At 73.3% G+C, this 26,990-nt stretch carries 26 protein-coding genes; 6 read left to right on the plus strand and 20 right to left on the minus strand.

All coding sequences use genetic code 11. From position 1 onward, the window contains the following. Window positions 1-27: 27 nt before the first annotated feature. The 3 genes from ACRYR2_RS10295 (at window position 28) to sthA (ending at window position 2,774) form a co-directional block, all read left to right on the plus strand. Window positions 28-900, plus strand: a complete 873-nt coding sequence (locus tag ACRYR2_RS10295; protein ID WP_432562767.1) for a tyrosinase family protein — start codon at window positions 28-30, stop codon at window positions 898-900. Between the two features lie 22 nt (window positions 901-922). Then, window positions 923-1,279: a hypothetical protein gene (locus tag ACRYR2_RS10300; protein WP_432562768.1), complete on the plus strand. Its 357-nt coding sequence runs from the start codon at window positions 923-925 to the stop codon at window positions 1,277-1,279. 82 nt (window positions 1,280-1,361) lie between these two features. Further along, entirely contained in the window at window positions 1,362-2,774 is a 1,413-nt protein-coding gene (gene sthA / locus ACRYR2_RS10305; RefSeq protein ID WP_432562863.1) for a Si-specific NAD(P)(+) transhydrogenase, read from the plus strand. A gap of 60 nt (window positions 2,775-2,834) precedes the next feature. Here sthA and ACRYR2_RS10310 read toward each other — a convergent pair whose 3' ends face one another. Both ACRYR2_RS10310 and hisD read right to left on the minus strand, forming a co-directional pair. After that, window positions 2,835-3,362: a hypothetical protein gene (locus ACRYR2_RS10310; protein WP_432562769.1), complete on the minus strand. Its 528-nt coding sequence runs from the start codon at window positions 3,360-3,362 to the stop codon at window positions 2,835-2,837. Next, on the minus strand, window positions 3,359-4,657 hold the full coding sequence (hisD, locus tag ACRYR2_RS10315; RefSeq protein WP_432562864.1) for a histidinol dehydrogenase: 1,299 nt from the start codon (window positions 4,655-4,657) through the stop codon (window positions 3,359-3,361). The genes ACRYR2_RS10310 and hisD overlap by 4 nt, the downstream gene beginning before the upstream one ends. A 95-nt stretch (window positions 4,658-4,752) precedes the next feature. On the opposite strand from hisD, the gene ACRYR2_RS10320 reads away from it, so the two are divergent. Next, window positions 4,753-5,439, plus strand: coding sequence for an LON peptidase substrate-binding domain-containing protein (locus ACRYR2_RS10320; RefSeq protein WP_432562770.1), 687 nt, complete (start codon window positions 4,753-4,755; stop codon window positions 5,437-5,439). Beyond that, entirely contained in the window at window positions 5,439-5,939 is a 501-nt protein-coding gene (gene ybaK, locus ACRYR2_RS10325) for a Cys-tRNA(Pro) deacylase (RefSeq protein WP_432562771.1), read from the plus strand. The genes ACRYR2_RS10320 and ybaK overlap by 1 nt, the downstream gene beginning before the upstream one ends. A 3-nt stretch (window positions 5,940-5,942) precedes the next feature. Here ybaK and ACRYR2_RS10330 read toward each other — a convergent pair whose 3' ends face one another. The 3 genes from ACRYR2_RS10330 to ACRYR2_RS10340 all read right to left on the minus strand — a co-directional run bounded on the left by ACRYR2_RS10330 (window position 5,943) and on the right by ACRYR2_RS10340 (window position 8,330). Next, window positions 5,943-6,086, minus strand: a complete 144-nt coding sequence (locus ACRYR2_RS10330) for an MFS transporter small subunit (RefSeq protein ID WP_432562772.1) — start codon at window positions 6,084-6,086, stop codon at window positions 5,943-5,945. Next, a complete protein-coding gene (locus ACRYR2_RS10335; RefSeq protein ID WP_432562773.1) occupies window positions 6,083-7,477 on the minus strand; it encodes an OFA family MFS transporter in 1,395 nt (464 codons plus the stop codon). The genes ACRYR2_RS10330 and ACRYR2_RS10335 overlap by 4 nt, the downstream gene beginning before the upstream one ends. A 343-nt stretch (window positions 7,478-7,820) precedes the next feature. After that, window positions 7,821-8,330, minus strand: a complete 510-nt coding sequence (locus ACRYR2_RS10340; protein WP_432562774.1) for a hypothetical protein — start codon at window positions 8,328-8,330, stop codon at window positions 7,821-7,823. Between the two features lie 286 nt (window positions 8,331-8,616). On the opposite strand from ACRYR2_RS10340, the gene ACRYR2_RS10345 reads away from it, so the two are divergent. Continuing rightward, the gene (locus tag ACRYR2_RS10345; RefSeq protein WP_432562775.1) at window positions 8,617-9,594 is read left to right on the plus strand and encodes a beta-1,6-N-acetylglucosaminyltransferase; all 978 of its coding nucleotides are present in this window, start codon (window positions 8,617-8,619) and stop codon (window positions 9,592-9,594) included. A 66-nt stretch (window positions 9,595-9,660) separates the two neighbouring features. On the opposite strand, the gene ACRYR2_RS10350 is transcribed toward ACRYR2_RS10345, so the two are convergent. The 15 genes from ACRYR2_RS10350 to ftsW all read right to left on the minus strand — a co-directional run bounded on the left by ACRYR2_RS10350 (window position 9,661) and on the right by ftsW (window position 26,986). Continuing rightward, entirely contained in the window at window positions 9,661-10,971 is a 1,311-nt protein-coding gene (locus ACRYR2_RS10350) for a glycosyltransferase family 2 protein (protein ID WP_432562776.1), read from the minus strand. 155 nt (window positions 10,972-11,126) lie between these two features. Then, window positions 11,127-14,672: a DNA polymerase III subunit alpha gene (dnaE, locus tag ACRYR2_RS10355; RefSeq protein WP_432562777.1), complete on the minus strand. Its 3,546-nt coding sequence runs from the start codon at window positions 14,670-14,672 to the stop codon at window positions 11,127-11,129. A 93-nt stretch (window positions 14,673-14,765) separates the two neighbouring features. Then, complete coding sequence (locus ACRYR2_RS10360) at window positions 14,766-15,689, minus strand: RluA family pseudouridine synthase (RefSeq protein WP_432562778.1); 924 nt, start codon at window positions 15,687-15,689, stop codon at window positions 14,766-14,768. Then, entirely contained in the window at window positions 15,682-16,227 is a 546-nt protein-coding gene (gene lspA / locus ACRYR2_RS10365) for a signal peptidase II (RefSeq protein ID WP_432562779.1), read from the minus strand. The genes ACRYR2_RS10360 and lspA overlap by 8 nt, the downstream gene beginning before the upstream one ends. Window positions 16,228-16,301: 74 nt before the next feature. Then, window positions 16,302-16,766: a TraR/DksA family transcriptional regulator gene (locus ACRYR2_RS10370; RefSeq protein WP_432562780.1), complete on the minus strand. Its 465-nt coding sequence runs from the start codon at window positions 16,764-16,766 to the stop codon at window positions 16,302-16,304. Between the two features lie 238 nt (window positions 16,767-17,004). Continuing rightward, window positions 17,005-17,649 (minus strand): DivIVA domain-containing protein, encoded by a 645-nt coding sequence (locus tag ACRYR2_RS10375; protein ID WP_432562781.1) that lies wholly within the window; start codon window positions 17,647-17,649, stop codon window positions 17,005-17,007. A gap of 225 nt (window positions 17,650-17,874) precedes the next feature. Further along, complete coding sequence (locus ACRYR2_RS10380; protein ID WP_432562782.1) at window positions 17,875-18,180, minus strand: YggT family protein; 306 nt, start codon at window positions 18,178-18,180, stop codon at window positions 17,875-17,877. Window positions 18,181-18,220: 40 nt separating this feature from the next. Continuing rightward, window positions 18,221-18,811 carry a cell division protein SepF gene (locus ACRYR2_RS10385; RefSeq protein WP_432562783.1) on the minus strand — a complete coding sequence of 197 codons (591 nt, stop codon included), beginning with the start codon at window positions 18,809-18,811 and terminating at the stop codon, window positions 18,221-18,223. Window positions 18,812-18,881: 70 nt separating this feature from the next. Beyond that, a complete protein-coding gene (locus ACRYR2_RS10390; protein WP_432562784.1) occupies window positions 18,882-19,595 on the minus strand; it encodes a YggS family pyridoxal phosphate-dependent enzyme in 714 nt (237 codons plus the stop codon). Next, on the minus strand, window positions 19,592-20,314 hold the full coding sequence (pgeF, locus tag ACRYR2_RS10395; protein WP_432562785.1) for a peptidoglycan editing factor PgeF: 723 nt from the start codon (window positions 20,312-20,314) through the stop codon (window positions 19,592-19,594). The genes ACRYR2_RS10390 and pgeF overlap by 4 nt, the downstream gene beginning before the upstream one ends. A gap of 37 nt (window positions 20,315-20,351) precedes the next feature. Continuing rightward, complete coding sequence (gene ftsZ, locus ACRYR2_RS10400) at window positions 20,352-21,734, minus strand: cell division protein FtsZ (protein WP_432562786.1); 1,383 nt, start codon at window positions 21,732-21,734, stop codon at window positions 20,352-20,354. Between the two features lie 323 nt (window positions 21,735-22,057). Then, a complete protein-coding gene (locus ACRYR2_RS10405) occupies window positions 22,058-23,161 on the minus strand; it encodes a cell division protein FtsQ/DivIB (protein ID WP_432562787.1) in 1,104 nt (367 codons plus the stop codon). Continuing rightward, window positions 23,161-24,507 (minus strand): UDP-N-acetylmuramate--L-alanine ligase, encoded by a 1,347-nt coding sequence (gene murC, locus ACRYR2_RS10410; protein WP_432562865.1) that lies wholly within the window; start codon window positions 24,505-24,507, stop codon window positions 23,161-23,163. The genes ACRYR2_RS10405 and murC overlap by 1 nt, the downstream gene beginning before the upstream one ends. Before the next feature lie 50 nt (window positions 24,508-24,557). After that, complete coding sequence (gene murG, locus ACRYR2_RS10415; RefSeq protein WP_432562788.1) at window positions 24,558-25,646, minus strand: undecaprenyldiphospho-muramoylpentapeptide beta-N-acetylglucosaminyltransferase; 1,089 nt, start codon at window positions 25,644-25,646, stop codon at window positions 24,558-24,560. A gap of 2 nt (window positions 25,647-25,648) precedes the next feature. Further along, on the minus strand, window positions 25,649-26,986 hold the full coding sequence (gene ftsW, locus ACRYR2_RS10420; protein WP_432562789.1) for a putative lipid II flippase FtsW: 1,338 nt from the start codon (window positions 26,984-26,986) through the stop codon (window positions 25,649-25,651). Between the last annotated feature and the right edge of the window lie 4 nt (window positions 26,987-26,990).

Consider the following 26,990-nt stretch of genomic DNA (forward strand, 5'->3'; position numbering starts at 1 on the left):
GATCTGGGGGTGGGCGTGGTCGACCGGATGAACATCCTGGACATGTCGCAGGCGGAGGTGGACGCGTTCACCGCCGCGCTGGACGTCCTGAAGTCCGAGGGGACCTACGACGACTTCACCCGCCGGCACACGGCGGCGATGAACACGCCGACCCCGGTGGGCTCCTCGCGCAACGTGGCCCACTCCGGCCCGGCGTTCACGCCCTGGCACCGGGCGTTCCTGCTGGAGTTCGAGACCGAACTCCTCGCGGTCGACCCCACGCTGCCGGGCCTGCCGTACTGGGCCTGGGAGGTCGAGGCGGAACGCAACGAGGGCGACGCGGCCCGGTCGGTGCTGTGGACCGCCGGCTACCTCGGCTCCGACGGCGACCCGGACGAGGACGACCGCGTACCCGACGGCCCCTTCGCCGACTGGGACTGCCTGCTGTTCGAGGTCAGCACCGGGGCGTTCGTCCCCCGCGCCACCCCGGGGATCGTGCGCAGGCTGGGCCGGGACCCGAACGGCTCCTCCGACTGCCCGGACTGGGCGCAGCTGACCGACCTGATGGAGAACCACACCGTCTACGACGTCGCCCCCTGGGACGCGACCGTCACCGGCGGCTTCCGCAACCGGCTGGAGGGGTGGGACGGGCATCCGCGGATGCACAACCAGGTGCACACGTGGATCGGTGGGGACATGCTGTTCGCCACCGCGCCCAACGACCCGGCGTTCTGGTTGCACCACTGCAACGTCGACCGGATCTGGTGCTGGTGGCAGGAGCGGTACGGCGTCGACACCTACGAACCGGTCTCCGGCGGCCCGGACGGGCACAACCGGGGCGACGAACTGCGTGAGCTGCGCACTCCCCGGACGATCGAGTCGGTGCTCGACGTCAGGACCCTCGGATACCGGTACGTCTAGGAACCTCACCCGGGAGGACGTCGTGATCAGTCGCAGGCACTACCTGGCCGGCACGTGGGCCGCCTTCGCCGGCGGCACCCTCGCGGCGGTCGTCCGTCCGTTCCCCGACGACTCCGCCTCCGGGGCGGACCCGCTGGTGGAGGAGTTCGCGTACCGGGGGCGCACCGTCGCGGTGACCCGGCACGGCCGCGACCCGCACGTGCGCATCGACGGGACCAAGGACGTCCACCTGCACGCGCACACCACCGGGCACGCCGACGGCGCCGGCCCGCACCGCGGCTACCTCACGCACGCCATGCCGTTCGCGGTGCACGCCTCCCCGCAGGACCTGGCCAGGGCCGTCATCGACGCCGAGGAGGCCGGGTCGCTGGTCGTCTGAAGCCCGGCGACCGAGGGCGGCAGTCCCGTGTCACGTCCGGTTCTCGCGACACGGGTGGAGATCCACCGTCGACGTGCCGAAGATGGTGAACATGCGCGACCACTACGACCTGCTGGTGCTCGGTTCGGGACCCGGTGGGCAGAAGGCGGCCATCGCCGCCGCCAAGCTCGGCAAGCACGCCGCCGTGGTGGACGGCGGTTCCATGATGGGTGGTGTCTGCGTCAACACGGGCACCATCCCCAGCAAGACGCTGCGCGAGGCGGTCGTGCACCTGACCGGCATGAGCGTGCGCGACGTGTACGGCGCGAACTTCCGGGTCAAGCAGGACATCACGATGGCCGACCTGCTGGCCCGCACCACGCACGTCATGCGCCGTGAGGCCGAGGTCGTGCGCGACCAGCTCTCGCGCAACCGCGTGGACCTGCACGACGGGATGGCCCGGTTCACCGGCCCACACAGCGTCGTCGTCGAGGCACCCGGGACGCCCGCCCGGCACCTGACCGCCGACAAGTTCGTCGTCGCCGTGGGCACGCGCCCGGCGCGCCCGGCCGACGTGGACTTCGGCCACGGCCGCGTCGTCGACTCCGACGGCGTGCTGCAGCTGGAGGAGGTGCCGCAGACGATGGTGGTCGTCGGCGCCGGGGTCATCGGCATCGAGTACGCCTCGATGTTCGCCGCACTGGGCACCAAGGTCACCGTGGTGGAGTCGCGGCCGCAGTTCCTGGACTTCTGCGACTCCGAGATCGTCGAGGCGCTGAAGTTCCACCTGCGCGACCTGCGCGTGGCGTTCCGCCTCGGCGAGTCCGTCGTGAAGGTGCAGGCCGACGACCAGGGCACCCTGACGACGCTCGCCTCCGGCAAGCGCATCACGGCCGACACCGTGCTGTACTCCGCGGGCCGTCAGGGCGCCACCGACTCGCTCGACCTGGCCGCCGCCGGGCTGGAGGCCGACAAGCGCGGCCGCCTGGTCGTGGACAAGCAGTTCCGCACCGAGGTCGAGCACATCTACGCCGTCGGTGACGTCATCGGCTTCCCCGCACTGGCCTCCACCTCCATGGAGCAGGGCCGGCTGGCGGCGTACCACGCGTTCGGGGAGCAGGTGAACTCCCTCATCGAGCTGCAGCCCATCGGCATCTACTCGGTGCCGGAGATCAGCTACTGCGGTCACACCGAGGACGAGCTGACCCGCGCCGCGATCCCCTACGAGGTGGGCGTGGCCCGCTACCGGGAACTGGCCCGCGGCGCGATCGTCGGGGACTCGCACGGCAAGCTGAAGCTGCTGGTCTCCACCGAGGACCGCAAGCTGCTCGGCGTGCACGTCGTGGGCGCCACCGCCACCGAGCTCGTCCACGTCGGGCAGGCCGTCATGACCTGCGGCGGCACCGTGGACCACCTGGTGGACACGGTCTTCAACTACCCGACGCTGTCCGAGGCCTACAAGGTCGCCGCGCTGGACGCCACGAACAAGATGCGGGCGGCCTCGCGCTTCGACTGATCAGCACCCCGCCGCTCTCCCCACCCGTGCACGGGTGGGGAGAGCCACGCGGGTGCACGGTCACGCCGGGGTGGAGTCGCCCTGGTCGTCGTCCTTGCCGCGCAGCAACCGCCAGAAGGCACCCCGCCGGCTGCCCTCCCCCGAGGCCGCGGCACCGGCGGCCTCGGCCGGGTCGACCCGGCCCAGCACCAGCTGCTGGACCAGGTCGGGCCACACCGACAGCAGCAGGCCGGGTCTGGGGTCCTCCCCGCGCTCGCCGGAGCGCCACGTCTGCCCCTCGATCGACTCCTCGCCGACGGTGAGCAGCACGATCTCGGCGCCCTGGACCAGCCGGGACAGGGTCTGCGCGTCCTGCTCCCCCGTGCCCGGGTCCTCGGTCACCAGCACGCACCCCAGCCCCTTGACCGGGACGACGTGGGCGTGGACCTCGGCCAGCGTGCAGACCTCGGCCAGCTTCTTCGCGTTCGCCACGGGCACGACCAGCGCCGAGCGGACCGGCGCCTTCGGGCCGAAGGCCTTGGCGAACTCGGCGTCGAAGTCGAAGCCGGAGTCCTCCCCGGGCAGGTCGGGCTCGTGCGGGGTGCTCACGCGGTCACCTCCGCCGGCTCCGCGGCGAAGCGGGCCGTGACGGCCTCGCCGTGGGCGGGCAGGTCCTCGGACCGGGCCAGGGCCACCACGTGGGGGGCGACCTCGCGCAGCGCGTCCTCGTCGTAGTCGACGACGTGGACCCCGCGCAGGAACGTCTGCACGCTCAACCCCCCGGAGTGGGCGGCCGTCCCGCCGGTCGGCAGCACGTGGTTGGACCCGGCGCAGTAGTCGCCCAGGGAGACCGGGGAGTGCGCGCCGACGAAGACGGCGCCGGCGTTGCGAACGCGCGCCGCCACGGCCCGGGCCTCGACGGTCTGGATCTCCAGGTGCTCGGCCGCGTAGGCGTCGACCACGGCCAGCCCGGCCTCCACGGAGTCGACCAGGACGGTGCCGGACTGCTTGCCGCGCAGCGCCTCCTCGATCCGTCCCGAGTGCTTGGTGGCCGCCACGCGGTCGGCCAGGACGGCGTCGACGGCGTCCGCGAGCGCCTCCGAGGGCGTCACGAGCACGGCCGCGGCCAGCGGGTCGTGCTCGGCCTGGCTGACCAGGTCGGCCGCGACGTGGACGGGGTCGGCGCTGTCGTCGGCCAGGACCGCGATCTCGGTCGGGCCGGCCTCGGAGTCGATGCCGACGACGCCCTGGACGTACCGCTTGGCGGAGGCGACGTAGATGTTGCCCGGGCCGGTGACGACGTCGACGGGTTCGACCACGACCGTGCCGTCGGCGTCGCGGGCGCCGTAGGCGAACATCGCGATGGCCTGGGCCCCGCCGACGGAGTAGACCTCCTCCACGCCCAGCAGCGCGCAGGCGGCCAGGATCGTCGGGTGCGCCGACCCGCCGAACTCCTTCTGCGCCGGCGTGGTCACCGCGATCGAGGCCACGCCGGCGGCCTGGGCCGGGACGACGTTCATGACGACGCTGGAGGGGTAGACGGCGCGGCCACCGGGCACGTACAACCCGACCCGGCCGACGGGGACCCAGCGTTCGGTGACGCTGCCGCCCGGGACGACCTGGGTGGTGGTGTCGGTGCGGCGCTGGTCGCCGTGGACCAGCCGCGCCCGGCGGATGGACTCCTCCAGGCCGGCGCGCACCTGCGGGTCGAGCGCCTCGAGGGCCTCGTGCAGGGCGTGCGCGGGCACCCGGACGTGCTCGATCCGCACCCCGTCGAAGCGCTCGGTGAGCTCCAGCAGCGCCGGGACGCCGCGCGAGCGGACGTCCTCGCAGATCGGCGCGACGCTCGCCAGGGCGGCGGCCACGTCGACGTCGGCGCGCGGGACGAGCGCGCGCAGGGCCATCGCGTCCAGGGTCTGGCCCCGCAGGTCGGTGCGGCGCAGGAGGGGGGTGCTCACGGGGGAGGAGTCTACGGAAGGGAGGTCCTAGGGTGGCTCGCGTGCCGCAACGCCTTCCGCTGTTCCCGCTGGGCAGCGTCCTGTTCCCCGGACTCGTGCTGCCCCTGAACGTCTTCGAACCCCGGTACCGGTCGCTGGTCCAGGACCTCGTCGCGGGCGCCGAGGACCTGGAGTCCGAGGAGGACGTGCGCGGCTTCGGGGTCGTGGCGATCAAGGCCGGGCACGAGGTCGGCGAGGGCAACGTCTCGGCCCTGCACGCCGTCGGCTGCGTCGCGCTGGTGCGCGAGGTCACCGAGACCGAGGACGGCCGCTACGAGCTGGTCACGGTCGGGGCGAGCCGGTTCAGGCTCGTCGGCATCGACGACGCCGCCGGCACCCCGTACCTGACCGGGCTGGTCGAGCCGTTCGGCGACGACGACGAGGAGGACGACGACTCCGACGGCCGGCTGACGGTCCTGTTCGACGCCGTGAGCCGGCGCTTCGACGAGTACCGCGAGGTGCTGGACATCGGCGGCGCGCAGGTGCCCGACGACCCGCGGGTGCTGTCGTACCTGGTGGCGGCCGCGATGGTGCTGGACACCGAGCAGCGCCAGCGCCTGCTGGAGGCGCCCGACACCGTCACCCGCCTGCAGGCCGAGCTGGAGGTCCTGCGGCGCGAGATCGCGCTGCTGCGCGCCTTCGGCGCGGTCCCGGCCACCGAGCTGCCCGAGTGGCCGGTGTCCAACTGATGGCGAAGAAGACGCAGGAGACCGGGACGCCCGCGTTGAAGGTGCTGACCGCGGCCGGGATCGCCCACACGCCCCGGCCCTACGACCACGCCGCCCACGACGGTTTCGGCGACGAGGCCGTGCGGGCCCTGCGGGCCGGTGGGCTCGACGTCGACGAGCACCGGGTGTTCAAGACGTTGCTGGCCGACGTCGACGGCGCGCTGGTCTGCGCCGTCGTCCCCGTCGCCGGGATGCTCGACCTGAAGGCGCTGGCCGCGGCGGCCGGCGGGAAGAGGGCCGCCATGGCCGACCCGGCGCGCGCCCAGCGCAGCAGCGGCTACGTCGTCGGCGGCATCAGCCCGCTGGGCCAGAAGACCGCCCTGCCCACGTTCGTCGACTCCTCCGCGCAGCGGTTCGACACCGTCCTGGTCAGCGCCGGCCGGCGCGGGCTGCAGGTGGAACTGTCCCCCGCCGACCTGGCCGTGGCGACGGGGGCGCGGTTCACCGACCTGGCTCGGTGACGGCTAGCCGGTGAACAGGTTCGACACCCTGATGAGGGTTTCGACCACCCCGTAGGCCAGCGGGACCCCCACCAGGGCCCAACCGGCGGCCACCCGTCCGGTCGCCCGGCCGCTGCTCGTGCGTGCACCGCTCACCGGTCCGCTCATCGAAGGCTCCCCTCCTGCGCCACCGCGGGTTCGTGGAACCTCGAGGCCACCGGGCGCACCAGCAGGTTGGCGACGAAACCGACCGCGAGCACCGCCACCATCGTCAGCAGCGCCGGCCGGTACGCCTCGGCGGTCAGGCTGCCGGGATCGCCCTGGGCGTCGAGGAAACCGTTGACGATGAGCGGTCCGGCGACGCCGGCCGCCGACCACGCCGTCAGCAGCCGGCCGTGGATCGCACCGACCTGGAACGTGCCGAACAGGTCGCGCAGGTACGCCGGGACGGTCGCGAAACCCCCGCCGTAGAAGGACAGGATGACGACCGCGAGCAGCACGAACAGCGCCGTGCCGACCTGGCCGAACGTGGCCAGCAGGAAGTACGTCACCAGACCCACGCCGAGGTAGAGCACGTAGACCGGTTTGCGGCCGATGACGTCGGAGGTCGAGGACCACACGAACCGGCCGGCCATGTTCGCCATCGACAGCAACCCGACGAAACCACCGGCCGCGGCCGCCGACACGGCCGAGACGCCGTCGTCGGCGCGGAAGAAGTCCTGGATCATCGGCGAGGCCTGTTCCAGGATCCCGATGCCCGCAGTGACGTTGCAGAACAGCACGATCCACAGCAGGTAGAACTGCGGGGTCCGGATCGCGTTGCGGGCCGAGACGCTCGCCGTCGTCACCAGCGCCTTCTGCTTGATGGAGGCCGGGTCGAAACCGTCCGGCCTCCAGCCGTCGGCCGGAACGCGGATGGTGACCGCGCCGTAGGTCATGAACAGGGCGTGGACCACCGCGAAGGTGAGGAACAGCAGGGCGACCGCCGAACCCGCCGGCGCGCTGCCGGTCACCGAGGAGTCGTACTCCGGGTCGTACAGCGCCAGCAGCCGCGTCGAGAGCGGGCTCGCGATGAGCGCGCCGCCGCCGAAACCCATGATGGCCATGCCGGTCGCCAGGCCCGGCCGGTCCGGGAACCACTTGATGAGCGTGGAGACCGGGGAGATGTACCCGATGCCCAGCCCGATCCCGCCGATGACGCCGTAGCCCAGGTACAGCAGCCACAGCTGACCGGTGGCGATCCCCAGCGAGCCGACCAGGTACCCGGTGACCCAGCACGCCGCCGACGCGGCCATCGCCTTGCGCGGGCCACTGCGGTCGACCCACGTGCCGCAGACCGCGGCCGACAACCCGAGCATGACGATGGCGATCGAGAAGACGACGCCGACCGCGGTCTGGCTCACCTCGAAGTGCTGCACCAGAGCGGTCTTGTAGACGCTGGTGGCGTAGACCTGGCCGATGCACAGGTGCACGGCCAGCGCGGCGGGCGGGACGAGCCAGCGGTTGAAACCGGGTGGCGCGACGATCCGCTCCCGGTCCAGGAGTGCGAGCACGGACACCAGGAGCTCCTTCGCTGTGGCGGTTCACGTCCGCCGGTCACGGTAGACCGTTCAACCGTTCGCGACCATTCCACGCCCCGGGTCCGGCCGGCTGCGCGGGGTTCAGCAACTACCGGAACCACGTCGTCGGCGAGGTCGTCGGCGAGGTCGTCAGCGAGGTCGTCGAGGAGTTCCCCGTCCGGTTCACCCGCGGTGACCGCGACCACGTCGCCGGGGCGCGCACCGGTGCCGCGGAGGCCGGCGGCGGACCGGAGCCGCGGGCGGTGCCGCCGACGTCGTGGAGTTCCGGTGACCCCGGTGGGGCAGGTGGAGGGGTTGCGGGGTGCAGGAACGTCGAGGCGTCCTACGGACGGTCGACCCACTCCAGCAGGGACCGCACCAAGGTCACCACCGCGACCACCGCGGCGACCACGAAGGGCTGGACGAGCACGACGGCCCAGGCGTGGACGGTGACGTGGGCCGCGTCGTCCCCGGCGGTCGGCGGCAGGGCGCTGCCGACGCCCGCGGCGAGGAGGGCGCCGGCCAGTGCGCCGGCCGACGCGGCACCGAAGGGCGGCAGCGGACGTTCCCCGCTGCGCGCCAGGACCAGGACCCCGGCGGCGAGGCCGACCAGGCCGGTCAGGACGGTGAACACGCCGTCGCGCGCCATCGGGTACACCGCCGTGGAGGTCACGACCGGCTCACCGACCGTCCAGGGCGCCGGCTCGCGCGTCAGCAGCCACCACACCAGACCGACGAGGAGGCCGAGGACGGCCTGGCCGAAGAGCAGGACGAACGGCAGCCGCCCGGCCCACGGCGTGCCCACCCGCGGGGGCGGCCCGTCGAGGACGACCGGGCGTGCGCGCTGCTTCACCCCGTCACGGTATCCCCGCCTCGTCCCCGCCTCGATCCGTGTCCCGGCGCGCCCTGCGCACGGCCGGGACCCGCACCCGGGCAGGCGGACGGCGGGAACCTGCGTGGACAGCCTCGGCGCCGCGACGGCAGACTCGCCGACGGCGTGGTTCTCGCGCACCCGGTTCCGCAACGGGCCACCGCCGCCGCGGGAGCACCCGCACGACACCCGGCGACGCCCCCCTCCGGAGGACCAGCGATGACCACGCGGCCCACGCGCCCCCGAGGCCTGTCCTGGTGATCGACGCATGGTGACCCTCGCCGCGGTGGTCATGGCCCACCAGGACCCCCAGCACGTGCGACGGCTGATCGCCCGGCTCGGTGACGTCCCCGTCGTCCTGCACTGCGACGTCAAGACCCCGCGGGAGCAGGCCCGGGAGATGGTGCGGGGCTGGGGCTCGCGCGTCCTGGCGGTACCGCGCCGGGACGGCCGGCTGAGCAGCTGGTCGCTGGTGCGGATCGAGATGGAGGCCGTGCGCGCCGCGCTGCACCGGTTCTCCGCCGACCGCGTGGCGGTCCTGTCGGGTGCGGACTACCTGCTGTGCCGGCCCGAGGAGGTCCTGGACCGCCTGGAGCCCTGGCAGGACCGCACGTGCATGGTGAACCTGCCCGTGCCCTACCGGGGCTGGGACGCCCCCCGGCACCGTGACGGCGGGATGTGGCGGATGGACCGGCGCTTCTTCGTCCACCGCGACCAGCTCCTCACCCTGGGCAGCGTCCCGCTGCGGCGGCCCTGGCGCCGCCCGATCCCCGACGGCCTGCGGTTGCGGGCCTCGTCGCAGTGGAAGGTCTGGAGCCGCCCCGACGCCGAGCGCGTGCTCACCGTCCTGGACGAACGCCCCGACCTGGTCGACTTCTGGCGCACCAGCCTGGTTCCCGACGAGACCTTCGTCGCCTCGATCCTCAGCTCCCCGCGGATCACCGGCCGGCCCGCGGCCCCCGACAACCACGCGCACGTGTGGTTCCAGCGCTGGGCCGGCGGCGGGGCGTACCACCCGGAGTGGCTGACCGACGAGGACCTCCCGGAGGTCGAGCGGGCCGTGCGCAGGCCCGGCACGGCCGCCGGCCCGCAGGGGGCGTCGGGGGGCGAGGCGGTCCGGCCCCTGTTCGCGCGCAAGGTCTCCTCGCAGCGCAGCTCCGGGCTGCTCGACGCCGTCGACGCGCTCGTCGACGGCGGGGCGTGGACGCCGCAGGTCCCCGGTCCCGAGCGCGGCCGCACCGGCTGACCCCGGGGCGCGCTCAGCGCGGGCTCAGCGCGGCGGGTTCAGCGCGGCGGGTTCAGCGCGGCGGGTTCAGCGCGGCGGGTGGGGAGCGGCCGCCGCGAGCCCCGCCAGCGGACGGACCCGGGCACCCGCGACCCGGGCCCCCAGGTAGGCCCCCGGGCCCCGGACGATGTGCCGGAACTCCTCGCGGCTGGCGCGCGAGCGCCACCGCCGGTCCGCCTCGGCGTTCCCGGCCGGGTGGCTCCCGGGCGTCAGGGAGCGGGCGTGGCGGGCGGCGGCCCCGGCGCGGGGCAGGAACCGGACGGCCGTGCGCGGCGACAGGGCGATCTTGGTCAGCCACGCTCCCAGGCCCCGCCCGTAGGCGCGCGACTGCGAGAGCAGTTCCTCCCAGGAGGCGCGGTGCCGGTGCCACACGACGGCGTCGGGGGCGTAGGCCAGGGTCCGGCCGGCCAGGACCACGGCGACGAAGACGTCGACGTCCTCGCCACCGCCGCTGGGCGACCCGGCACCGAGCGCCTCGTCGAAACCCCCCAGCCGCAGCACGTCGGCCCGCCGCACCGCGAAGTTCGCCCCCGTGCCGTACAGCCCGGCCTCGAAGGGGAACAGCGGGTGCCCGGCCGGCGGCGCGTCCAGGCTGTACCGCGTCGGGGTGCAGTTGCGCGCCCAGGTCACGCGTTCGTCGAAGTAGCGCTGCGCCGCCGACAGCAGTTCCCCGCTGGGGACGATGCCGCAGACGCACGCGACCGTGCCGTCGGCGAAGGGAGCCGCGACGGCCCGCAGCCACCACCGGTCCACGACCACGTCGTCGTCGGTGAAGGCCACCACCTCGTGCCGGGCGGCGACCAGCCCCGCGTTGCGGGCACGCGACAACCCCGGCCGGGGCTCGTGGACCAGGACCAGCCGCTCGTCGGCCAGCCCGTCCACGAGGGCACGTGATCCGGTGGGGTCCGCGGAGTTGTCCACCACGACGACCTCGAAGTCGGGGTGGTCCAGGCGCAGCAGCGAGACCAGCGCGTCCCGCAGCGGGCCGGGACGGTCCCGGCTGCAGAGCACGACGCTGACGGGCACGTCGGCGCCGTGCCCGCGGTCGGGGCCGGGCTCGGGCAGGGCGGCGGCGAGTTCTCGCAGCGCGTCGGCGTCGAGGGTGCCGTCGTGGACGTCGACCTCGACGAAACCGCGCAGGACCGGACCGCGCCGCACCGCCAGACGGGCCCGGGACAAGCCGCTGGCACCGGCCAGGACGATCCGGGCGCCCCGGTCGGCGAGCCCGTCGAGCTGGGTCTCGTCGACCTGGCCCACCCACGAGGCGCCGGGATCCGGCGCCGGCGCGGTGGGTTCGCGGGGGAAGATCGGGCGCAGGGTGACCGCAGGCGCGGTCACCGCGGCGTCGCTCGGCGCATGGGGGCTCACTCCCGTCGGCAGGGTCGCGGCACAGCCTTGCGGCACCGCGGCCCTCCCGGGAGCACCCGCGGCGGGCCCGACGCGGAGCTGCGCCGGTCGGCAGGTTCCTGCCGCCCGTCCCCGAGCGGTCCTCCTCAGACCAGGCAGGCCGGCCCGAGCAACTGCTTGAGGTCACCGAACAGGGCGGGGCTGGGAGTCACCCGCAGCGAGTCGTCCAGCCGCATGAGCGTGCCGCCGCCGTTGCCGTTCTTGGTCAGCCGCAGCCGGACCTCCGTCGACCCCTTGTGGGTCTCCAGCACCGACTTCAGCTTCTCGACCACCGGCTGCGTGCACTTCGCGGTCGGCATGGTGACCGTGACCGGCACACCGTCGGAGCTGGAGATGTCCGGGACCGTCAACCCGGAGGCGTAGATCGTCGGCACCTCGTCGCGGCGGTTCAGCCGGCCCTTGACGACGACGACGAGGTCCTCGGCCAGCAGCTGGGCCACGTCCGTGTAGGCCTGCGGGAAGAACAGGCACTCGATGGCCCCGGCGAGGTCCTCGACCGTGACGATCGCCCAGTAGTTGCCCTGCTTGGTCGTCTTGCGCTGCAGGCCGGTGATCATCCCGGCGATGGTGATCTGCGCACCGTCGGGACGGGACTCGTCCTCCAGCAGCGTCGAGATCGACACGTCGGAGGCGTTCTGCAGCAACCGCTCCAGCCCGAACAGCGGGTGGTCGGAGACGTACAGGCCCAGCATCTGCCGCTCGTGGGCGAGGAGTTCGGACTTCTCCCACTCGGGCAGGTCGGGGATGACGACCTCGAAACCCCCACCACCGTCGCCGGAGTCGTCCCCGCCGAGGCCTGCGAACAGGTCGAACTGGCCGATCGCCTCGTTGCGCTTGACGTCCACGACGGCGTCGACGGCGTCCTCGTGCTTGGCCACCAGCGCACGGCGCACGTGGCCGAGGGAGTCGAACGCGCCGGCCTTGATGAGCGATTCGATGGTCCGCTTGTTGCAAACCACCGCCGGCACCTTGGTGAGGAAGTCCTGGAAGGACTCGTAGCGCGACTTCTCCTGCCGCGCAGCCACGATGGCGTCCACGACGTTGGCGCCGACGTTGCGGATGGCGGTGAGGCCGAACCGGATGTCGGTGCCGACGGCGGTGAAGTTCGCGCTGGACTCGTTGACGTCCGGCGGCAGCACCTTGATGCCCATGCGGCGGCACTCGTTGAGGTAGAGGGCCGACTTGTCCTTGTCGTCGCGCACCGAGGTGAGCACCGCGGCCATGTACTCGGCCGGGTAGTTCGCCTTGAGGTAGGCCGTCCAGTACGACACCAGGCCGTAGGCGGCCGAGTGGGCCTTGTTGAACGCGTAGTCGGAGAAGGGGACCAGGATGTCCCACAGCGCCTTGACGCACTCCTTGCTGAACCCGTTGTCCAGCATGCCCTTCTCGAAGCCGACGAACTCGGCGTCGAGGACCTCGCGCTTCTTCTTGCCCATCGCGCGGCGCAGCAGGTCGGCCGAGCCCAGGGTGTACCCGGCGACCTTCTGCGCGATCGACATGACCTGCTCCTGGTACACGATCAACCCGTAGGTCGTCCCCAGGATGTCCTTGAGCGGTTCCTCGAGCTCGGGGTGGATCGGGGTGATCGGCTCCTGGCCGTTCTTGCGCCGCGCGTACGCGGTGTGCGACCCCGCCCCCATCGGACCGGGCCGGTAGAGGGCGCCGACGGCGGAGATGTCCTCGAAGTTGTCCGGGCGCATCAGGCGCAGCAGCGAGCGCATCGGCCCGCCGTCGAACTGGAACACGCCCAGGGTGTCGCCGCGGCCGAGCAGGTCGAACGTCGCCTTGTCGTCGAGCTGGAGCTTCTCGAGGTCGACGGCCTCCTTGCCGTTGGCCACGACGTTCTTCAGCGCGTCGTCGAGGATCGTGAGGTTGCGCAGGCCCAGGAAGTCCATCTTGACCAGCCCGAGCGTCTCGCACGTCGGGTAGTCGAACTGCGTGATGATCGCCCCGTCGGCTTCCCGCTTCATGATCGGGATGAGGTCGATCAGCGGGTCGGAGGACATGATGACGCCGGCGGCGTGCACGCCCCACTGCCGCTTCAGGCCCTCCAGGCCGCGGGCGGTGTCGACGACCTTCACGACCTCGGGGTCGGCCTTGTACAGGTCGCGGAACTCACCGGCCTCGGAGTACCGCTTGTGGTTGGGGTCGAAGATGCCCGACAGCGGGATGTCCTTGCCCATGACGGCCGGCGGCATCGTCTTGGTGATCCGGTCGCCCATCGAGAAGGGGAAACCCAGGACGCGCGAGGAGTCCTTGACGGCCTGCTTGGCCTTGATGGTGCCGTAGGTGACGATCTGCGCGACACGGTCGGTGCCGTACTTCTCGACGACGTACTGGATGACCTCACCCCGCCGGCGCTCGTCGAAGTCGACGTCGAAGTCGGGCATGGACATGCGCTCGGGGTTGAGGAAGCGCTCGAAGAACAGGCCGTGCCGCAACGGGTCCAGGTCGGTGATCTTCATGGCGTACGCGGCCATCGACCCCGCACCCGAACCACGACCGGGGCCGACGCGGATCCCGTTGGCCTTGGACCAGTTGATGAAGTCGGCGACGACGAGGAAGTACCCGGCGTACCCCTTGGAGGTGATGACCTCGATCTCGTAGTCGGCCTGCTTGCGCACGTCGTCGGGGATCTGGCCGTCGTAGCGGTAGTTCAGGCCCGACCAGACCTCCTTGACGAACCAGCTCTCCTCGTTCTCCCCCTCGGGGCAGGGGAAGCGCGGCATGTAGGCACCGGTCGACTCGGTGAACTCGACCTCGCAGCGCTCGGCGATGAGCAGGGTGTTGTCGCAGGCCTCGGGGTGGTCGCGCCACACGTGCCGCATCTCGGCCGGGGTCTTGAGGTAGAACTCGTCGGCGTCGAACTTGAACCGCTTGGGGTCGGCCAGCGTCGAGCCGGACTGCACGCACAGCAGCGCCGCGTGCGCGGCGGCGTCCTGGGCGTGGGTGTAGTGCAGGTCGTTGGTGGCCAGCAGCGGCAGGTCGAGGTCCTTGGCGAGCTTGAGCAGGTCGTCCTGCACGCGGCGCTCGATGTCGAGGCCGTGGTCCATCAGCTCGCAGAAGAAGTTGTCCCGGCCGAAGATGTCGCGGTAGTCCGCGGCGGCCTGGCGGGCCTCGTCGTACTGGCCCAGCCGCAGCCGGGTCTGCACCTCCCCCGAGGGGCAGCCCGTGGTGGCGATGAGCCCCGCGGAGTACTGCGACAGCAGTTCGCGGTCCATGCGGGGCTTGTAGAGGAAGCCCTCCAGGCTGGCCAGGCTGCTCATCTTGAACAGGTTGTGCATGCCGGCGGTGTTCTCGGCCAGCATGGTCATGTGCGTGTACGAGCCCGCACCCGAGACGTCGTCGCCCGAGCGGCCGTTGGGGTCGCCCCACTTCACGCGCGTCTTGTCCTGGCGGGCCGTGCCCGGCGTCAGGTAGGCCTCGACGCCGATGATCGGCTTCACGCCGTGCTTCTTGGCCGTCTTCCAGAAGTCGTAGGCGCCGAAGACGAAGCCGTGGTCGGTCGTGGCGACGGCCGGCATGCCCATCTCCGCGGCGGTGCGGAAGAGGTCGTCCACCTTGGCGGCACCGTCCAGCATCGAGTACTCGGTGTGGACGTGCAGGTGGACGAACGAGTCCGCGGATGCCATGGGGGCGGGCCTCCTGAAGGGGTGAGCTGGCGTGCGTGTCGATGGTAGGCGCCGGGTCGGACGCGGGCGGCGCCCGACACACGAGCGGGCGTGTCAGTCGCCCAGCCGCTCCAGCGCCGTGGCCAGGTCGGCCGGGTAGGAGCTGGTGAACTCCACGGGCTGCCCGGTGCCGGGGTGCTCGAAACCGAGCCGCACGGCGTGCAGCCACTGCCGCGAGACGCCCAGCCGGGCGGCCAGCGTCGGGTCGGCCCCGTAGGTCAGGTCCCCCACGCACGGGTGCCGCAGCGCGGAGAAGTGCACCCGGATCTGGTGGGTGCGGCCGGTCTCGAGGTGGATCTCGCACAAGGCGGCGGCGCGGAACGCCTCCAGCACCTCGTAGTGGGTGACGCTGGGCTTGCCCTCGGCCGTTACCGCGAACTTCCAGTTGCTGCCCGGGTGCCGGCCGATCGGGGCGTCGATGGTGCCGCGCAGCGGATCGGGGTGGCCCTGGACGACCGCGTGGTAGACCTTCTCGACCGTGCGCTCCTTGAAGGCGCGCTTGAGCGCGGTGTAGGCGTGCTCGCTCTTGGCCACCACCATGAGCCCGGAGGTGCCCACGTCGAGGCGGTGCACGACGCCCTGCCGTTCGGAGGCCCCCGAGGTGGCGATGCGGTAGCCGGCGCCGGCGAGGCCGCCGACGACGGTCGGGCCGGTCCAGCCCGGGCTGGGGTGGGCGGCGACGCCGACGGGCTTGTCGACGACCACCAGGTCGTCGTCGTCGTGGACGACCGTCAGGCCCTCGACGGCCTCGGCGACCACCGTGGGCGCGGCCGGCGGGTCGGGGACCTCGACCTCGAGCCAGGACCCGGCGCGCAACCGGTCGGACTTGCCGACGACGGCGCCGTCGACGACGACCAGGCCCTCGGCGGTCAGCTCCGCGATCCGGGTGCGGGACAACCCGAGCAGCCGGGACAGGGCCGCGTCGACGCGCTCACCCTCCAGGCCGTCGGGGACGGGCAGGCTGCGCAGCTCAGGCACCTCCGGCCTCCTGCTCACCCTTCACCGTTCGGGTTTCGCGGGTGCCGTCGAGACCGACTCCGCGGACCGCCAGGACGGCGATCAGCACCGCGGCGACGCAGATGCTGGCGTCGGCGACGTTGAAGATCGGCCAGTTCGGCAGCTGGAGGAAGTCCACGACGTGTCCGCGGGCGAACCCGGGCTGGCGCAGCAGCCGGTCGGTGAGGTTGCCGGTCGCCCCGGCCAGCAGGAAGCCCAGCGCGAGGGCCCAGGGCAGGCTGAACAGCTTGCGGGACATGCGCACCACGACGACCACCACGACGGCGGCCAGGATCGTGAAGATCCAGGTGAACCCGGTCGCGAAGCTGAACGCGGCCCCGGGGTTGCGGATCAGGTGGAACTGCAGCAGGTCGCCGATGAACGGCTCCGGCTCGTACGGGGTGAGGTGCGCCACGGCGAGGACCTTGGTGACCTGGTCGAGCGCGTACACGACCGCCCAGACCGCGAAGGTCCAGAGGGTGCGGCGGGGACGCTGGGGCGGGTTCTCGGCATCGCTCATGGCCGGGCCAGTCTCCCACGCCCCCACCGTCCTCCGGCGCTGCCCGCGGCGCCGGAGGACGGTGGGCGAACGGGTCAGCGGCGCTCGGCCCGGGACTTGCACCCCATGCACAGCGTCACCCGCGGGAAGGCCTGCAGGCGGGCCTTGCCGATCGGGCCGCCGCACGTCTCGCAGACGCCGTAGGCGCCGGAGGCCATCCGCACCAGGGCGCGCTGGGTCTGCTCGAGCAGGTCGCGCGCGTTGTTCAGGATGGTCATCTCGTGCTCGCGGCCGGCCGTCGTCGCCCCGTGGTCGACCTGGTCGTCACCGGCCCCCTCGCCGGAACGCACCAGGGCGGAGAAGGAGGACGTCGCGTCGTCGAGCTCGCGGGTCAGCCGGCCGACCTCGCCCATCAGCTCGGACCGGACCTCGGCCAGTTCCTCGGCGGTCCAGGCCTCCTCGGACTCCTTGACCGGCAGTTCGCGCACCGCGGCGGCCCGGGCGGCCCGCCCCGTCGTTCCCACCGCAGCCGTCGCGGCCCCTGCAGACACCCCGTGCATCGTGATCCCCCCTCGCCTTGAGCGCGGCCCGTGGTGCCGCGTGCGGGAGACACTAGGGACTATCACCCTGTGTGAGCAACTGGAAACGCAAAGTTGTCAAAGCTGGCCCGATCGGGTGCGCAGTTCACCTTGCACACATCGGGACACCGTCAGACGACGACAGCCGCCACCCCGTCACGGGATGGCGGCTGCCGCGCGGTGCGGGGCCGGCCTCAGCGGCTCACGTCAACGACTGACGTCAACGGCTCACGGCGTCGTCGGGCACCACTCGGGCGATCCGGCGCAGGTCCTCGAGCTGGGTGGCGATGAACTGCTCGAGCTGCTCGCGGTAGGTGCTCTCGCGGTCGTGGAGCTGGTGGATGGTCTCCTGCAACTGCTGCCGGCGGGACTCCAGCTCGCCGAGCGTGCGGTCCCGGCGGGCCTCGGCCTCGGCCACGACGGTCTCGGCCTGCTCCTGCGCGGCCAGCACCAGGGCGTCCCGCCGGGACTCGCCCTCGCGGACGTACTCGTCGTGCAGTCGCTGGGCCAACGCGATGACCCCGGCGGCCCGGGAGGTGGCGTCCTCGTCCGCGACGGGTTCGGCGACCGCCGGGGCGGCGCCGACGGGCTCCGGTTCCGGTGCCGGCGCCGGCTCCTGCTCGGGCTGCGCTTCCGGCGCGACCGCCTGGCCGTCCGCGGGAGCGGACTGGACCCGGGTCAGTTCGGTGACCCGCGCCTGGCACTGGTTGAGCTGCCCGCGCAGCTCCGAGTTCTCGGCGTTGAGACGTCGCAACTCGGCGACGACCTCGTCGAGGAAGTCGTCGACCTCGTCCTGGGCGTACCCCTCACGCACCCGTGTGGGGTTGAAACGCTTCTCGACGACGTCTTCCGGAGTGAGCGGCATCTTCCACACCTCGCTGTCGGACCTGGGCTGTCGGACGTGTCCCGACGAGCCACACGTAGACGGACCACTCGAACCCGACGAACCACCCGGGTCGGACAGCCCGAAACCTACCGCACCGTAGCGGACGTGATCGTGCCCACGACCGGCGGAGGCGCTGCCGGTCGCCGGGTGACGACCGGGCATCGGGCAGTCACGCCCACGCGGGACGGGACGATCACGCAGCGATCAGGACAAGGCCGCCTGCCGGGACAGTCCGTCGAACGTGGGCATGAGGATCGAGCACAGGATCGCCAGCACGAGGAAGGCGAGGTCCAGCTGCACCGCCCCCAGCCGCAGCGGGGGCAGGATCCGGCGCAGCAGCTTCAGCGGCGGGTCGGTCACCGTGTACACGGCCTCGGCGACGACCAGCACGGCCCCGCGGGGACGCCACTCGCGCGAGAGCGCCTGGACCCAGTCGAGCACGAGCCGACCGATCAGGCAGATGAAGAAGAGCAGGACGACGATTTCGAGGAGCTTGAAGACCACGGCCACGGAGTCATCCTGCCTGATCGCGCCGGGTACCCGGGACCCTTCAGGACTGGTTGAAGAAGGTTCGCTCGGTCGGGCGCTCCTCCTCCTGGGAGGCGACCTCCACGTTGGCCGGCGAGAGCAGGAAGACCTTGGCGGTCACGCGCTCTATCGAACCGTGCAGCCCGAAGACGAGACCGGCGGAGAAGTCGACGAGTCGCTTGGCGTCGGAGTCGTCCATGTCCGTCAGGTTCATGATGACCGGGACGCCGTCGCGGAACGACTCGCCGATGACCTTGGCCTCGTTGTACGTGCGCGGGTGGATGGTCGTGATCCGGTGCAGCTCGGCCGCCGAGGACACGGACGACACGGGGCTCGACGTCTGGGGGACCACCTGGGCCACCTGCTTCCTGATCGGGGTCACCTGGGCCGTCGCGGCGGCGGGAGCGGAACGGCGCTCCGGCGCCGGTTCGGAGCGGGGTTCGTGCCGCACCTCGGGGCGGGGTTCAGGACGCACCTCGGTGCGCGACTCCTGGCGCACCTCGCGGGCGACCTCGGTCCGCGGGCGCGCCTGGTCGACCTCGGCGTCCTCGGCGTAGCGGTCGTCCTCGGCGAGGCCGAGGTAGACCATCGCATTGCGCAGCGCGCCGGCCATCGCAGGCTCCTCGGGGTCGTGCTGTCGTGACGTCGGGTGCTCCCGGGCGGTGGGAGCGGTGGGTCGGACGTTACCGCGCGGGCGGCCGGGATCCGAGGATCGCGCTGCCGACACGCAGGTGTGTCGCACCGGCCGCCACGGCCTGTTCCAGGTCCGCGCTCATGCCGGCCGACAGCTCCCGCGCGGCCGGGTGCTCACGACGCACCCGCTCGGCGGTCCGGGCCAGCTCGGCGAACGCCGCGGCGGGGTCGACGCCCAGCGGGGCGACGGCCATCAGCCCGCGCAGCCGCAGGTGCTCCTGACCGGCGACGGCCTCGGCCACCCTCAGCACCTCCTCGCCGCTCGCGCCGGCGCGGCCGGGGTCGGGGTCCTGCCCCAGGGCCGGCGCCAGGTCGACCTGCACGAAGCAACCGAGCTCGCGCCCGGCCTGCGCCGCAGCCGTTCCCAGCGCCCGGACGAGCCGGACGCGGTCGAGCGAGTGGACGCTGTCGGCGTACCGGGCGACCGAGCGGGCCTTGTTGGTCTGCAGCTGCCCGACGAAGTGCCAGTGCAGACCGGCCAGGTCGGCCAGTTCGGCGGCCTTGGCGCCGGCCTCCTGGTCGCGGTTCTCCCCCACGTCCCGCACACCGAGACCGGCCAGGAGCCGCACGTCCTCGGCCGGGAAGAACTTGGTCACGACGACGAGGGTGATCTCGCCCGGACCCCGACCCGCGGCGCGCGCGGCGGCCTCGATCCGCCCGCGGGTGGCAGCCAGCGCGGCGTCGAGCTCCTCGCGGCGGTTCACGTGAGCACCACGACCGCGCCCGAGCGGCCCGTCGTGCCGTCGCGGCGGTAGGAGTACAGGTCGTCGTGCTCGGCGGTGCAGCGGTCCACGCGCCGGGCCGGCACGCCGAGGTCGGCGAGCTGGGCCAGCACCCCGGCCGGGACGTCCACCGCGGGGGTTCCCCAGCGCGTCGCGGCCCGGGCGGCCGGCACCCGGACGGCGACGTCGTCGGACATCTGCTGGGGCACCTCGTAGCACCCGCCGCAGATGGAGGGGCCGAGCGCGGCCCGCAGGCCGGTGGCGCCGGCGGCGCGCAGGGCGGCGACCAGGGCGGGGACGACCCCGGCCACGAGCCCGGGACGGCCGGCGTGCGCCACGCCGACCAGGCCGGCGTCCGCGTCGGCCAGCAGCACCGGCACGCAGTCGGCGACGACGACGCCCAGGGCGATGCCGGGAACCCGGGTGAACAGCGCGTCGGCGACGGGCGGTCGCGCGGGCGGGCTGACGACCTCCACGACGTCGGCGCCGTGGACCTGCTGCGGGACGACGAGGGCGTCGGCTCCCACGCTGCGGCGCAGCGCGTCGCGGTGGGCGGCGACGAGAGCGGGGTCGTCCCCGACGTGGTCGCCGAGGTTGAGTCCGGCGTACGGACCCCGGCTGGCCGGGCCCGTGGTGGTGCGGGTGGTGAACCCGCCGCGGACGCCGGCCGGCAGACCGGCGTCCAGCAGCGGGACGGTCACGTCGTTCAACGCTGGGACTTCCCGTGCGCGTGCGACCTCACTTGAGGAAGTCGGGCACGTCCAGGTCGTCCTCCTCGGGACGCGGGCGCGCCGGGCGCCGCACCGAGGCGGTGTCCTGCGGGAGCTCGATGATCCGCGGGACCTGCACCGGGTCCTGGCCGGGGACGATCTGCGGCGCCTGCTGCTGGGTGTACTGCTGCACGGGCTGCTGCGGTTCGGCCGGCTGGGCCGGGGCGTACTGCTTCTCCGGGGCGTACTGCGGCTGCTGCTGGGCGTACGCGGGCGCCGGCTGCTGCTGCGGCTGCTGCTGCGCCTGGGTGTACTGCGGCTGCGGGGCCGGGGCGTACGACGGCTCGGGCGTCGGGGTCTGGGCCGGGACCGGACGGCCCGCCCGCGGCGGCACGGCGCTGCCCTGCTGCTGCGGCCGGCCGGAGACCTGCCCGAGCGCCCGCTCGTCGCGGCGGCGCTGCGGCGAGCCGTTGTCGAAGCCGGCCGCGATGACCGTGACGCGCACCTCGTCGCCGAGGGCGTCGTCGATGACGGTGCCGAAGATGATGTTCGCCTCGGGGTGCGCGGCCTCCTGGACCAGGCGCGCGGCTTCGTTGATCTCGTACAGACCGAGGTCGGAGCCACCCTGGATCGACAGCAGGACGCCGTGCGCGCCGTCGATGCTCGCCTCGAGCAGCGGGCTGTTGACGGCGGCCTCGGCGGCCTGCAGCGCGCGGTCGTCGCCGCGGGCCGAGCCGATGCCCATGAGGGCCGAGCCGGCGCCCTGCATGACCGACTTCACGTCGGCGAAGTCGAGGTTGATCAGACCGGGGGTGGTGATCAGGTCGGTGATGCCCTGGACACCGGACAGCAGCACCTGGTCGGCCGACTTGAAGGCGTCGAGGATGCTGACCTTCTGGTCGGAGATCTGCAGCAGCCGGTCGTTCGGGATGACGATGAGGGTGTCGACCTCGTCGCGCAGCTCCGAGATGCCGCTCTCGGCGGAGTTCGCGCGGCGGCGGCCCTCGAAGGTGAACGGGCGGGTCACGACGCCGATCGTCAGGGCGCCCAGCGAGCGCGCGATGCGGGCCACGACGGGCGCGCCGCCGGTGCCGGTGCCACCCCCCTCACCCGCGGTGACGAAGACCATGTCGGCGCCCTTGAGCACCTCTTCGATCTCCTCGGCGTGGTCCTCGGCGGCCTTGCGACCCACCTCCGGGTCGGCGCCGGCGCCGAGCCCACGGGTGAGCTCCCGGCCGACGTCGAGCTTCACGTCCGCGTCGGACATGAGGAGCGCCTGCGCGTCGGTGTTCACGGCGATGAACTCGACGCCCTTGAGGCCGACCTCGATCATCCGGTTGACCGCGTTCACACCACCGCCGCCGACGCCGACGACCTTGATGACCGCTAGGTAGTTCTGCGGAGCTGCCACGGTGAGTGCCTCTCGCCTCTTTCGCCTGATCTCGCTGTCCGGTGCTGCGAACCCTGACCCTCAGGTAGAGGGTCAACGTTATGTCACGTGCTGCTTGGTCGTGACCGTAGGGAGCCGGAGGCGCGAACTGCAACCGATGGCACGGCGTGTCGCGACAACACCCCGGACGGATCTCAGATCTCCGGGATGTATCGCTCTCTGTGACGAAAAAGCTACGCGCAGTTGCGGAGAGGTGCCCGGCGAGAGCGCCCGGTCGGAACCGTCGGAGCGTCGGGCTCACAGGGTGAGCCCAACGGTTCCCACCTGCGACCCCCGACCAGGGGTCAGGGGGTGGCGGCGGGGGCGTCGGGGGCGGAGACGTCGAGGGTCGTCGCCTCGGCCGCCGTGGGGTCGGCGAGCAGGCGCAACAGCACCTCGGCCTTGCGCTCGGGCCGGGAGGCGTCGCCCCACACCACGACCGGGCCGTCGACGAGCTGCAGCGTCACCGCGTCGGGGCCGGTCGCGGCGATCGAGGAGACCTGCGAGCGCACGTCGGCCGCCAGCGTGGCGTTCACTTCGATGGCCGCCTGCAGGGCCTCGTTCCCGGCGGACGCCACGTCGACGTCCAGGGTGGGCACCCCGGCGGGGGCGGTGTCCTCGTGCACCAGGACGTTGCCGTCGCCGTCGACGAGGTCCACTCCCCCGGACGTCGAGCCGACGGCCGCCACGGCCTCGCGCTCGGTCACGGCGACGACCAGCGTGGAGGGCCAGGAGCGGCTGACGTCGACGCTCGCGACCAGCGGCAGCTCCTCGACGGCCGAGGTGAGCGACCGGGTGCCGACGCGGGCCAGCGGCACCCCCTCCTGCCCGGCCACGATCGCCTGCACCGCGGCGACGTCGGTCCGTTCGACACCGGTGATGCGCACCTCGGAGACCCGCAGCCACGGCGAGGCCAGCAGCAGCCACCCCCCCGCCACGAGCACGACGGCCAGCGCCACGAGGGCGCCCACGGCGCGGCGGCCGGGCTGCCAGCGACGGGCCCGGCGGGCACCGGCGAGGTCGGCGACGCGCCCGGCCCGCTCGCCCGGCCGCGACGTGGTGCGGCCGGTCCGGGAGGCCGGCGCCGACGGCCCGCCCGCGCGCCGCGAGGACGCCGCGGGGGCCTTCCCCGGGGACCTGGCCGCGCCCTTCCCGGGAGTCTTCGCAGGAGTCCCGGCGGCACTCTTCGCGGACCTGGCGGACGGCCCCGCCGGGGACCCCGTCGCGAGGGTCCTGGCCGTGGGTCCACCGGAGGCCGTTGCGCCCGGGGACTTCCCCGTCGTCCCCTGTCCCGCCGAGGAGTGTCCCGCCGCCCGCACGGCGCGCCGCCGCTGGGGGCTGCCGGTGACCTTCGGCTCGACGGGGGGCTGGGCCGCGGCCGGCCGGCGCGGCGGCGTCGGGCGCGCCATCAGCGCCCTGCCAGCAGCTCGAGGACCTGCGGCCCGATCACGGTGACGTTCCCCGCCCCGACCGTGAGCAGGAGATCACCCGGACGGACCAGTCCGGCGAGGACCTGCGGCGCGCTCCGGAGGTCGGGCACGAAGCGGACGTGCCCGGACGGCAACGGCACCGCGTCGGCGACGAGGGCGCCGGTGACCGCCGGGTCGGGGTCCTCGCGGGCGACGTAGACGTCGAGGACGACCACCTCGTCGGCCAGCCCCAGCGCGCGGCCGAACTCCGTCGCGAACGTGCGGGTGCGGCTGACCAGGTGCGGCTGGAACACCACGACGACCCGGCCGTCGCCGGCGACGGGCCGGGCCGCGCGCAGCAGCGCCTCGACCTCGGTCGGGTGGTGGGAGTAGTCGTCGACGACCCGGACCCCGGCGGCCTCGCCCTTCAGCTCGAACCGCCGCCGGGCGCCCCCGAAGCGCGCCAGCCCGGCCAGCACGAGTACGGGGTCGGCTCCCAGCTCGAGCGCGGCGCAGTAGGCCGCGGCCGCGTTGCGCAGGTTGTGCTCGCCGGGGACGGCCAGCCGCAGCTCCCGCCCCGTGGCCCCCCCGGCCGCGGGGTCGGTCAGGACGGCCGAGGGCTGCGCACCGGGCCGGACGTCGGTCAGCCGGACGTCGGCGGCCTCGGAGGTCCCGTAGGTGCGCACCCGCACACCGCGCTCGCGGGCGTACCCGGCCAGGGCGAGCGCCCCGGGGTCGTCGGCGCAGGCGACCAGGAGCCCTCCGGGCTGCAACCGGTCGACGAACTCCTCGAAGGCGGCGGCGTACTGCTCGGCGGTGCCGTAGTGGTCGAGGTGGTCGGGTTCGACGTTCGTGACGACGTCGACGACGGGGGCGTACGCGCGGAAGGACCCGTCGGACTCGTCGGCCTCGGCGACGAACGGGCCGACGCCGTCGCGGGCTCCGCCGTCCGTGCCACCCGTGAGTTCCCCGCCGATGGCGTACCCGGGGTCGAGGCCGGCCTCGGTCAGCGCGACCGCCAGCATCGAGGAGGTCGTCGTCTTGCCGTGGGTGCCGGCGACCGCGACCCCCCGGCGCCCGGCCATCAGCGCGGCGAGCGCCTCGGAGCGGTGCACCACCCGCAGGCCGCGTTCGCGGGCGGCGACGAGTTCGGGGTTGGTCGCGCGGACCGCGGAACTCACCACGAGGGTGTCGCCCGCGCCGAGGTCGCCCAGGTTCGCCGGGTCGTGCCCCACGAACGTGCCGATCCCGAGGTCGGCCAGGCGGGACAACGTGGGCGAGTCGGCGCTGTCGGTGCCGGACACCTCCAGGCCGCGGCCGCGCAGCAGCCGGGCGATGCCGGACATCCCGACTCCGCCGATCCCCAGCAGGTGGACCCTGCCCAGCTCCAGCGCGGTCACCGGGCGGCCGCCTCGACGAGGTCGGCGAGACGTTCGTCGCCGTCGTGGACGCCGAAACCGGCGGCGGCCTTCGCCGCGGTCGCCAGGGCGGCGGGGTCGGAGACCAGCGGCAGGACGCGCGAGCGCACGAAGGCGGCGTCCAGGTCGGCGTCGGCCACGAGGACGCCACCACCGGCGGCCACGACGGACTCGGCGTTGCGGCGCTGTTCGCCGTTGCCGATCGGCAGCGGGACGTAGACGCCGGGCAACCCGACCGCGGTGAGTTCGCTGACGGTTCCCGCGCCGCTGCGGCAGGCCACGAGGTCGGCTGCGGCGTAGGCGGTGTCCATCTCGTCGAGGTACTCCCGGACCACGTAGCGGGAGGTGTCGACGTCGGCGGCGAGCGGGACCGACTTGCCGCGCCCGCACGCGTGCAGCACCTGCACCCCGGCGGCGAGGAGGTCACCGGCGCACGCGCCGAACACCTCGTTGAGGCGTTGCGCCCCCAGCGATCCGCCCGTCACCAGCAGCGTCGGGACGTCGGGGTCCAGGCCGAGTCCCGCCCGGGCGGCGCGCTTGCGCGCGTCCCGGTCGGGCGCGTCGGCGAGGGCGACGACCTCGGTGCGCAGCGGCATGCCGGTGTGGACCGCACCGGGCAGCGGGGTGCCGGGGAACGTCACGGCCGTGCTCGTCGCCCACCGGGCGCCGAGGCGGTTGGCGATGCCGGGCAGCGCGTTCTGCTCGTGCACGACGATCGGCACGCCGGCGCGGCGGGCGGCCAGGTAGGCGGGGACCGCGACGTAGCCGCCGAAACCCACGACGACGTCGGCCTGGACGTCCTCGATCGCCCTCCGCGCCGCGGCGACGGCGCCCCGCAGCCGGCCGGGCAGCCGCAGCAGGTCGGCCGACGGCTTGCGCGGCAGCGGGACCCGCGGGACGACGGCGAGTTCGTACCCGCGCTGGGGGACGAGCCGGGACTCGACCCCCTCCGTCGTGCCCAGGACGAGGATCCCCGTCGCGGGGTTCCTCCGGCGCAGGCGGTCGGCGGTGGCCAGCAACGGGGCGACGTGTCCCGTCGTCCCTCCACCGGCGAGCAGGACGTTCACGGTCAACCCTTCGTCGGACGCTTGCGGGAGGTGTCCCGGGGGCCCCGACGACCCCGGTGCGGCAGGACCGCCAGCGACCGGGCCACGACCGATTCGCGGGCCCGGATGGCCTCGGGCGCACCGGGCTCGGCGCGGGCGAAGGACAGCAGGATGCCGATGCCGAACAGCGTCAGCACCAGGGCCGAACCACCGGCGGAGATCAGCGGCAGCGGCACCCCGATGACCGGCAGCAGGGAGAGGACGACGCCCATGTTCAGGCACGCCTGGCCCAGGATCCACGCGCCGATGCCGGCCACGGCGAGCTTGGTGTAGAGGTTCTCGGACCGCTTGACCAGCCGCATCGCGGCGAGCGCGAGCACACCGAACAGCACGACGATCGTCAGCGTCCCGGGCAGGCCCAGTTCCTCGCCGATGACGGCGAAGATGAAGTCGTTGTGCGCCTCGGGCAGCCAGGACCACTTCTCGCGGCTCGCCCCCAGGCCCAGGCCCCACCAGCTGCCGGAGGCCAGCGCGTACTTGGCGTGCACCGGCTGCCAGGCCAGCCCCTGGATGGCCTCGGTGGTGTCGGCGGTGCCGAACAGCCAGTCGTGCACGCGGCTCATCCGGTTCTGGCTGGTCACGACCGCGAGCGTGGCGATCAGCGCCCCACCCCCGGCGGCCAGTGCGAACCACTTCGCCGGGATGCCGGCGACCCACAGCATCACCGCGACGACCGCCATCATCACCAGGGCCGTGCCCAGGTCCCGCGACAGCAGGACGATGCCCACGGTCAGCCCGACCGGCAGCGCCATGGCGGCGGCCAGCTTCACCGGTTCGTGCAGCACCTCACGGCGACGGGACAGCGCCAGCGCCAGCGCCAGGACGAGGGCGATCTTGCCGGCCTCGGAGGGTTGCCCCCGCAGCGGTCCCAGCTCGATCCAGCTCCGGTTGCCGTTGACCGTCACGCCGATGCCGGGGACGAAGACCAGCAGCTGCAGGAAGGCCGTGGCCAGCAGGGCGGGCACGGCCAGCCGCTGCCACGCCACCGCCGGGACGCGGCTGGCGACCATCAGGGCGATGGCCCCGATGACGGCGTACATCGCCTGGTTCTTGAAGAAGTAGTAGGGCGAGCCGTAGTTGGTCAGCGCCTCGACGCTGGAGCTCGACAGCACCATGACCAGCCCGATGACGACCAGCACGCTGGTCGTGGCGAGCAGGACGTGGTGGGTCGCCAGCGGCGAGTCCAGCAGGCGGGCCCGGTCGCGGAACCACTCCCCGGTGGCGTCCAGCCACGCCGGGCGGCGGACGCGGGACTGCCAGCTCGACGCGTGGGCCCGGGCACCGTCCCGGGCGCTGTCCACCGCC

Origin of the sequence: Kineococcus deserti (genome assembly GCF_050871945.1) — a bacterium.
Lineage (GTDB): Bacteria > Actinomycetota > Actinomycetes > Actinomycetales > Kineococcaceae > Kineococcus.

Bases quoted from the DNA above. Each gene is read 5' to 3' on its own strand.
- sthA (WP_432562863.1), top strand. From the start codon at position 1,362: ATGGTGAACATGCGCGACCACTACGACCTGCTGGTGCTCGGTTCGGGA.
- ACRYR2_RS10375 (WP_432562781.1), bottom strand. From the start codon at position 17,649: ATGCCGCTCACTCCGGAAGACGTCGTCGAGAAGCGTTTCAACCCCACA.
- ACRYR2_RS10370 (WP_432562780.1), bottom strand. From the start codon at position 16,766: ATGCACGGGGTGTCTGCAGGGGCCGCGACGGCTGCGGTGGGAACGACG.
- lspA (WP_432562779.1), bottom strand. From the start codon at position 16,227: ATGAGCGATGCCGAGAACCCGCCCCAGCGTCCCCGCCGCACCCTCTGG.
- ACRYR2_RS10385 (WP_432562783.1), bottom strand. From the start codon at position 18,811: ATGGCCGGCGCGCTGCGCAATGCGATGGTCTACCTCGGCCTCGCCGAG.
- dnaE (WP_432562777.1), bottom strand. From the start codon at position 14,672: ATGGCATCCGCGGACTCGTTCGTCCACCTGCACGTCCACACCGAGTAC.
- ACRYR2_RS10405 (WP_432562787.1), bottom strand. From the start codon at position 23,161: ATGGCGCGCCCGACGCCGCCGCGCCGGCCGGCCGCGGCCCAGCCCCCC.
- ybaK (WP_432562771.1), top strand. From the start codon at position 5,439: ATGGCGAAGAAGACGCAGGAGACCGGGACGCCCGCGTTGAAGGTGCTG.
- ACRYR2_RS10295 (WP_432562767.1), top strand. From the start codon at position 28: ATGAACATCCTGGACATGTCGCAGGCGGAGGTGGACGCGTTCACCGCC.
- ACRYR2_RS10330 (WP_432562772.1), bottom strand. From the start codon at position 6,086: ATGAGCGGACCGGTGAGCGGTGCACGCACGAGCAGCGGCCGGGCGACC.
- ACRYR2_RS10345 (WP_432562775.1), top strand. From the start codon at position 8,617: ATGGTGACCCTCGCCGCGGTGGTCATGGCCCACCAGGACCCCCAGCAC.
- hisD (WP_432562864.1), bottom strand. From the start codon at position 4,657: ATGGCCCTGCGCGCGCTCGTCCCGCGCGCCGACGTCGACGTGGCCGCC.
- murC (WP_432562865.1), bottom strand. From the start codon at position 24,507: ATGTCCGGCATCGCCCGGCTGCTGCGCGGCCGCGGCCTGGAGGTGTCC.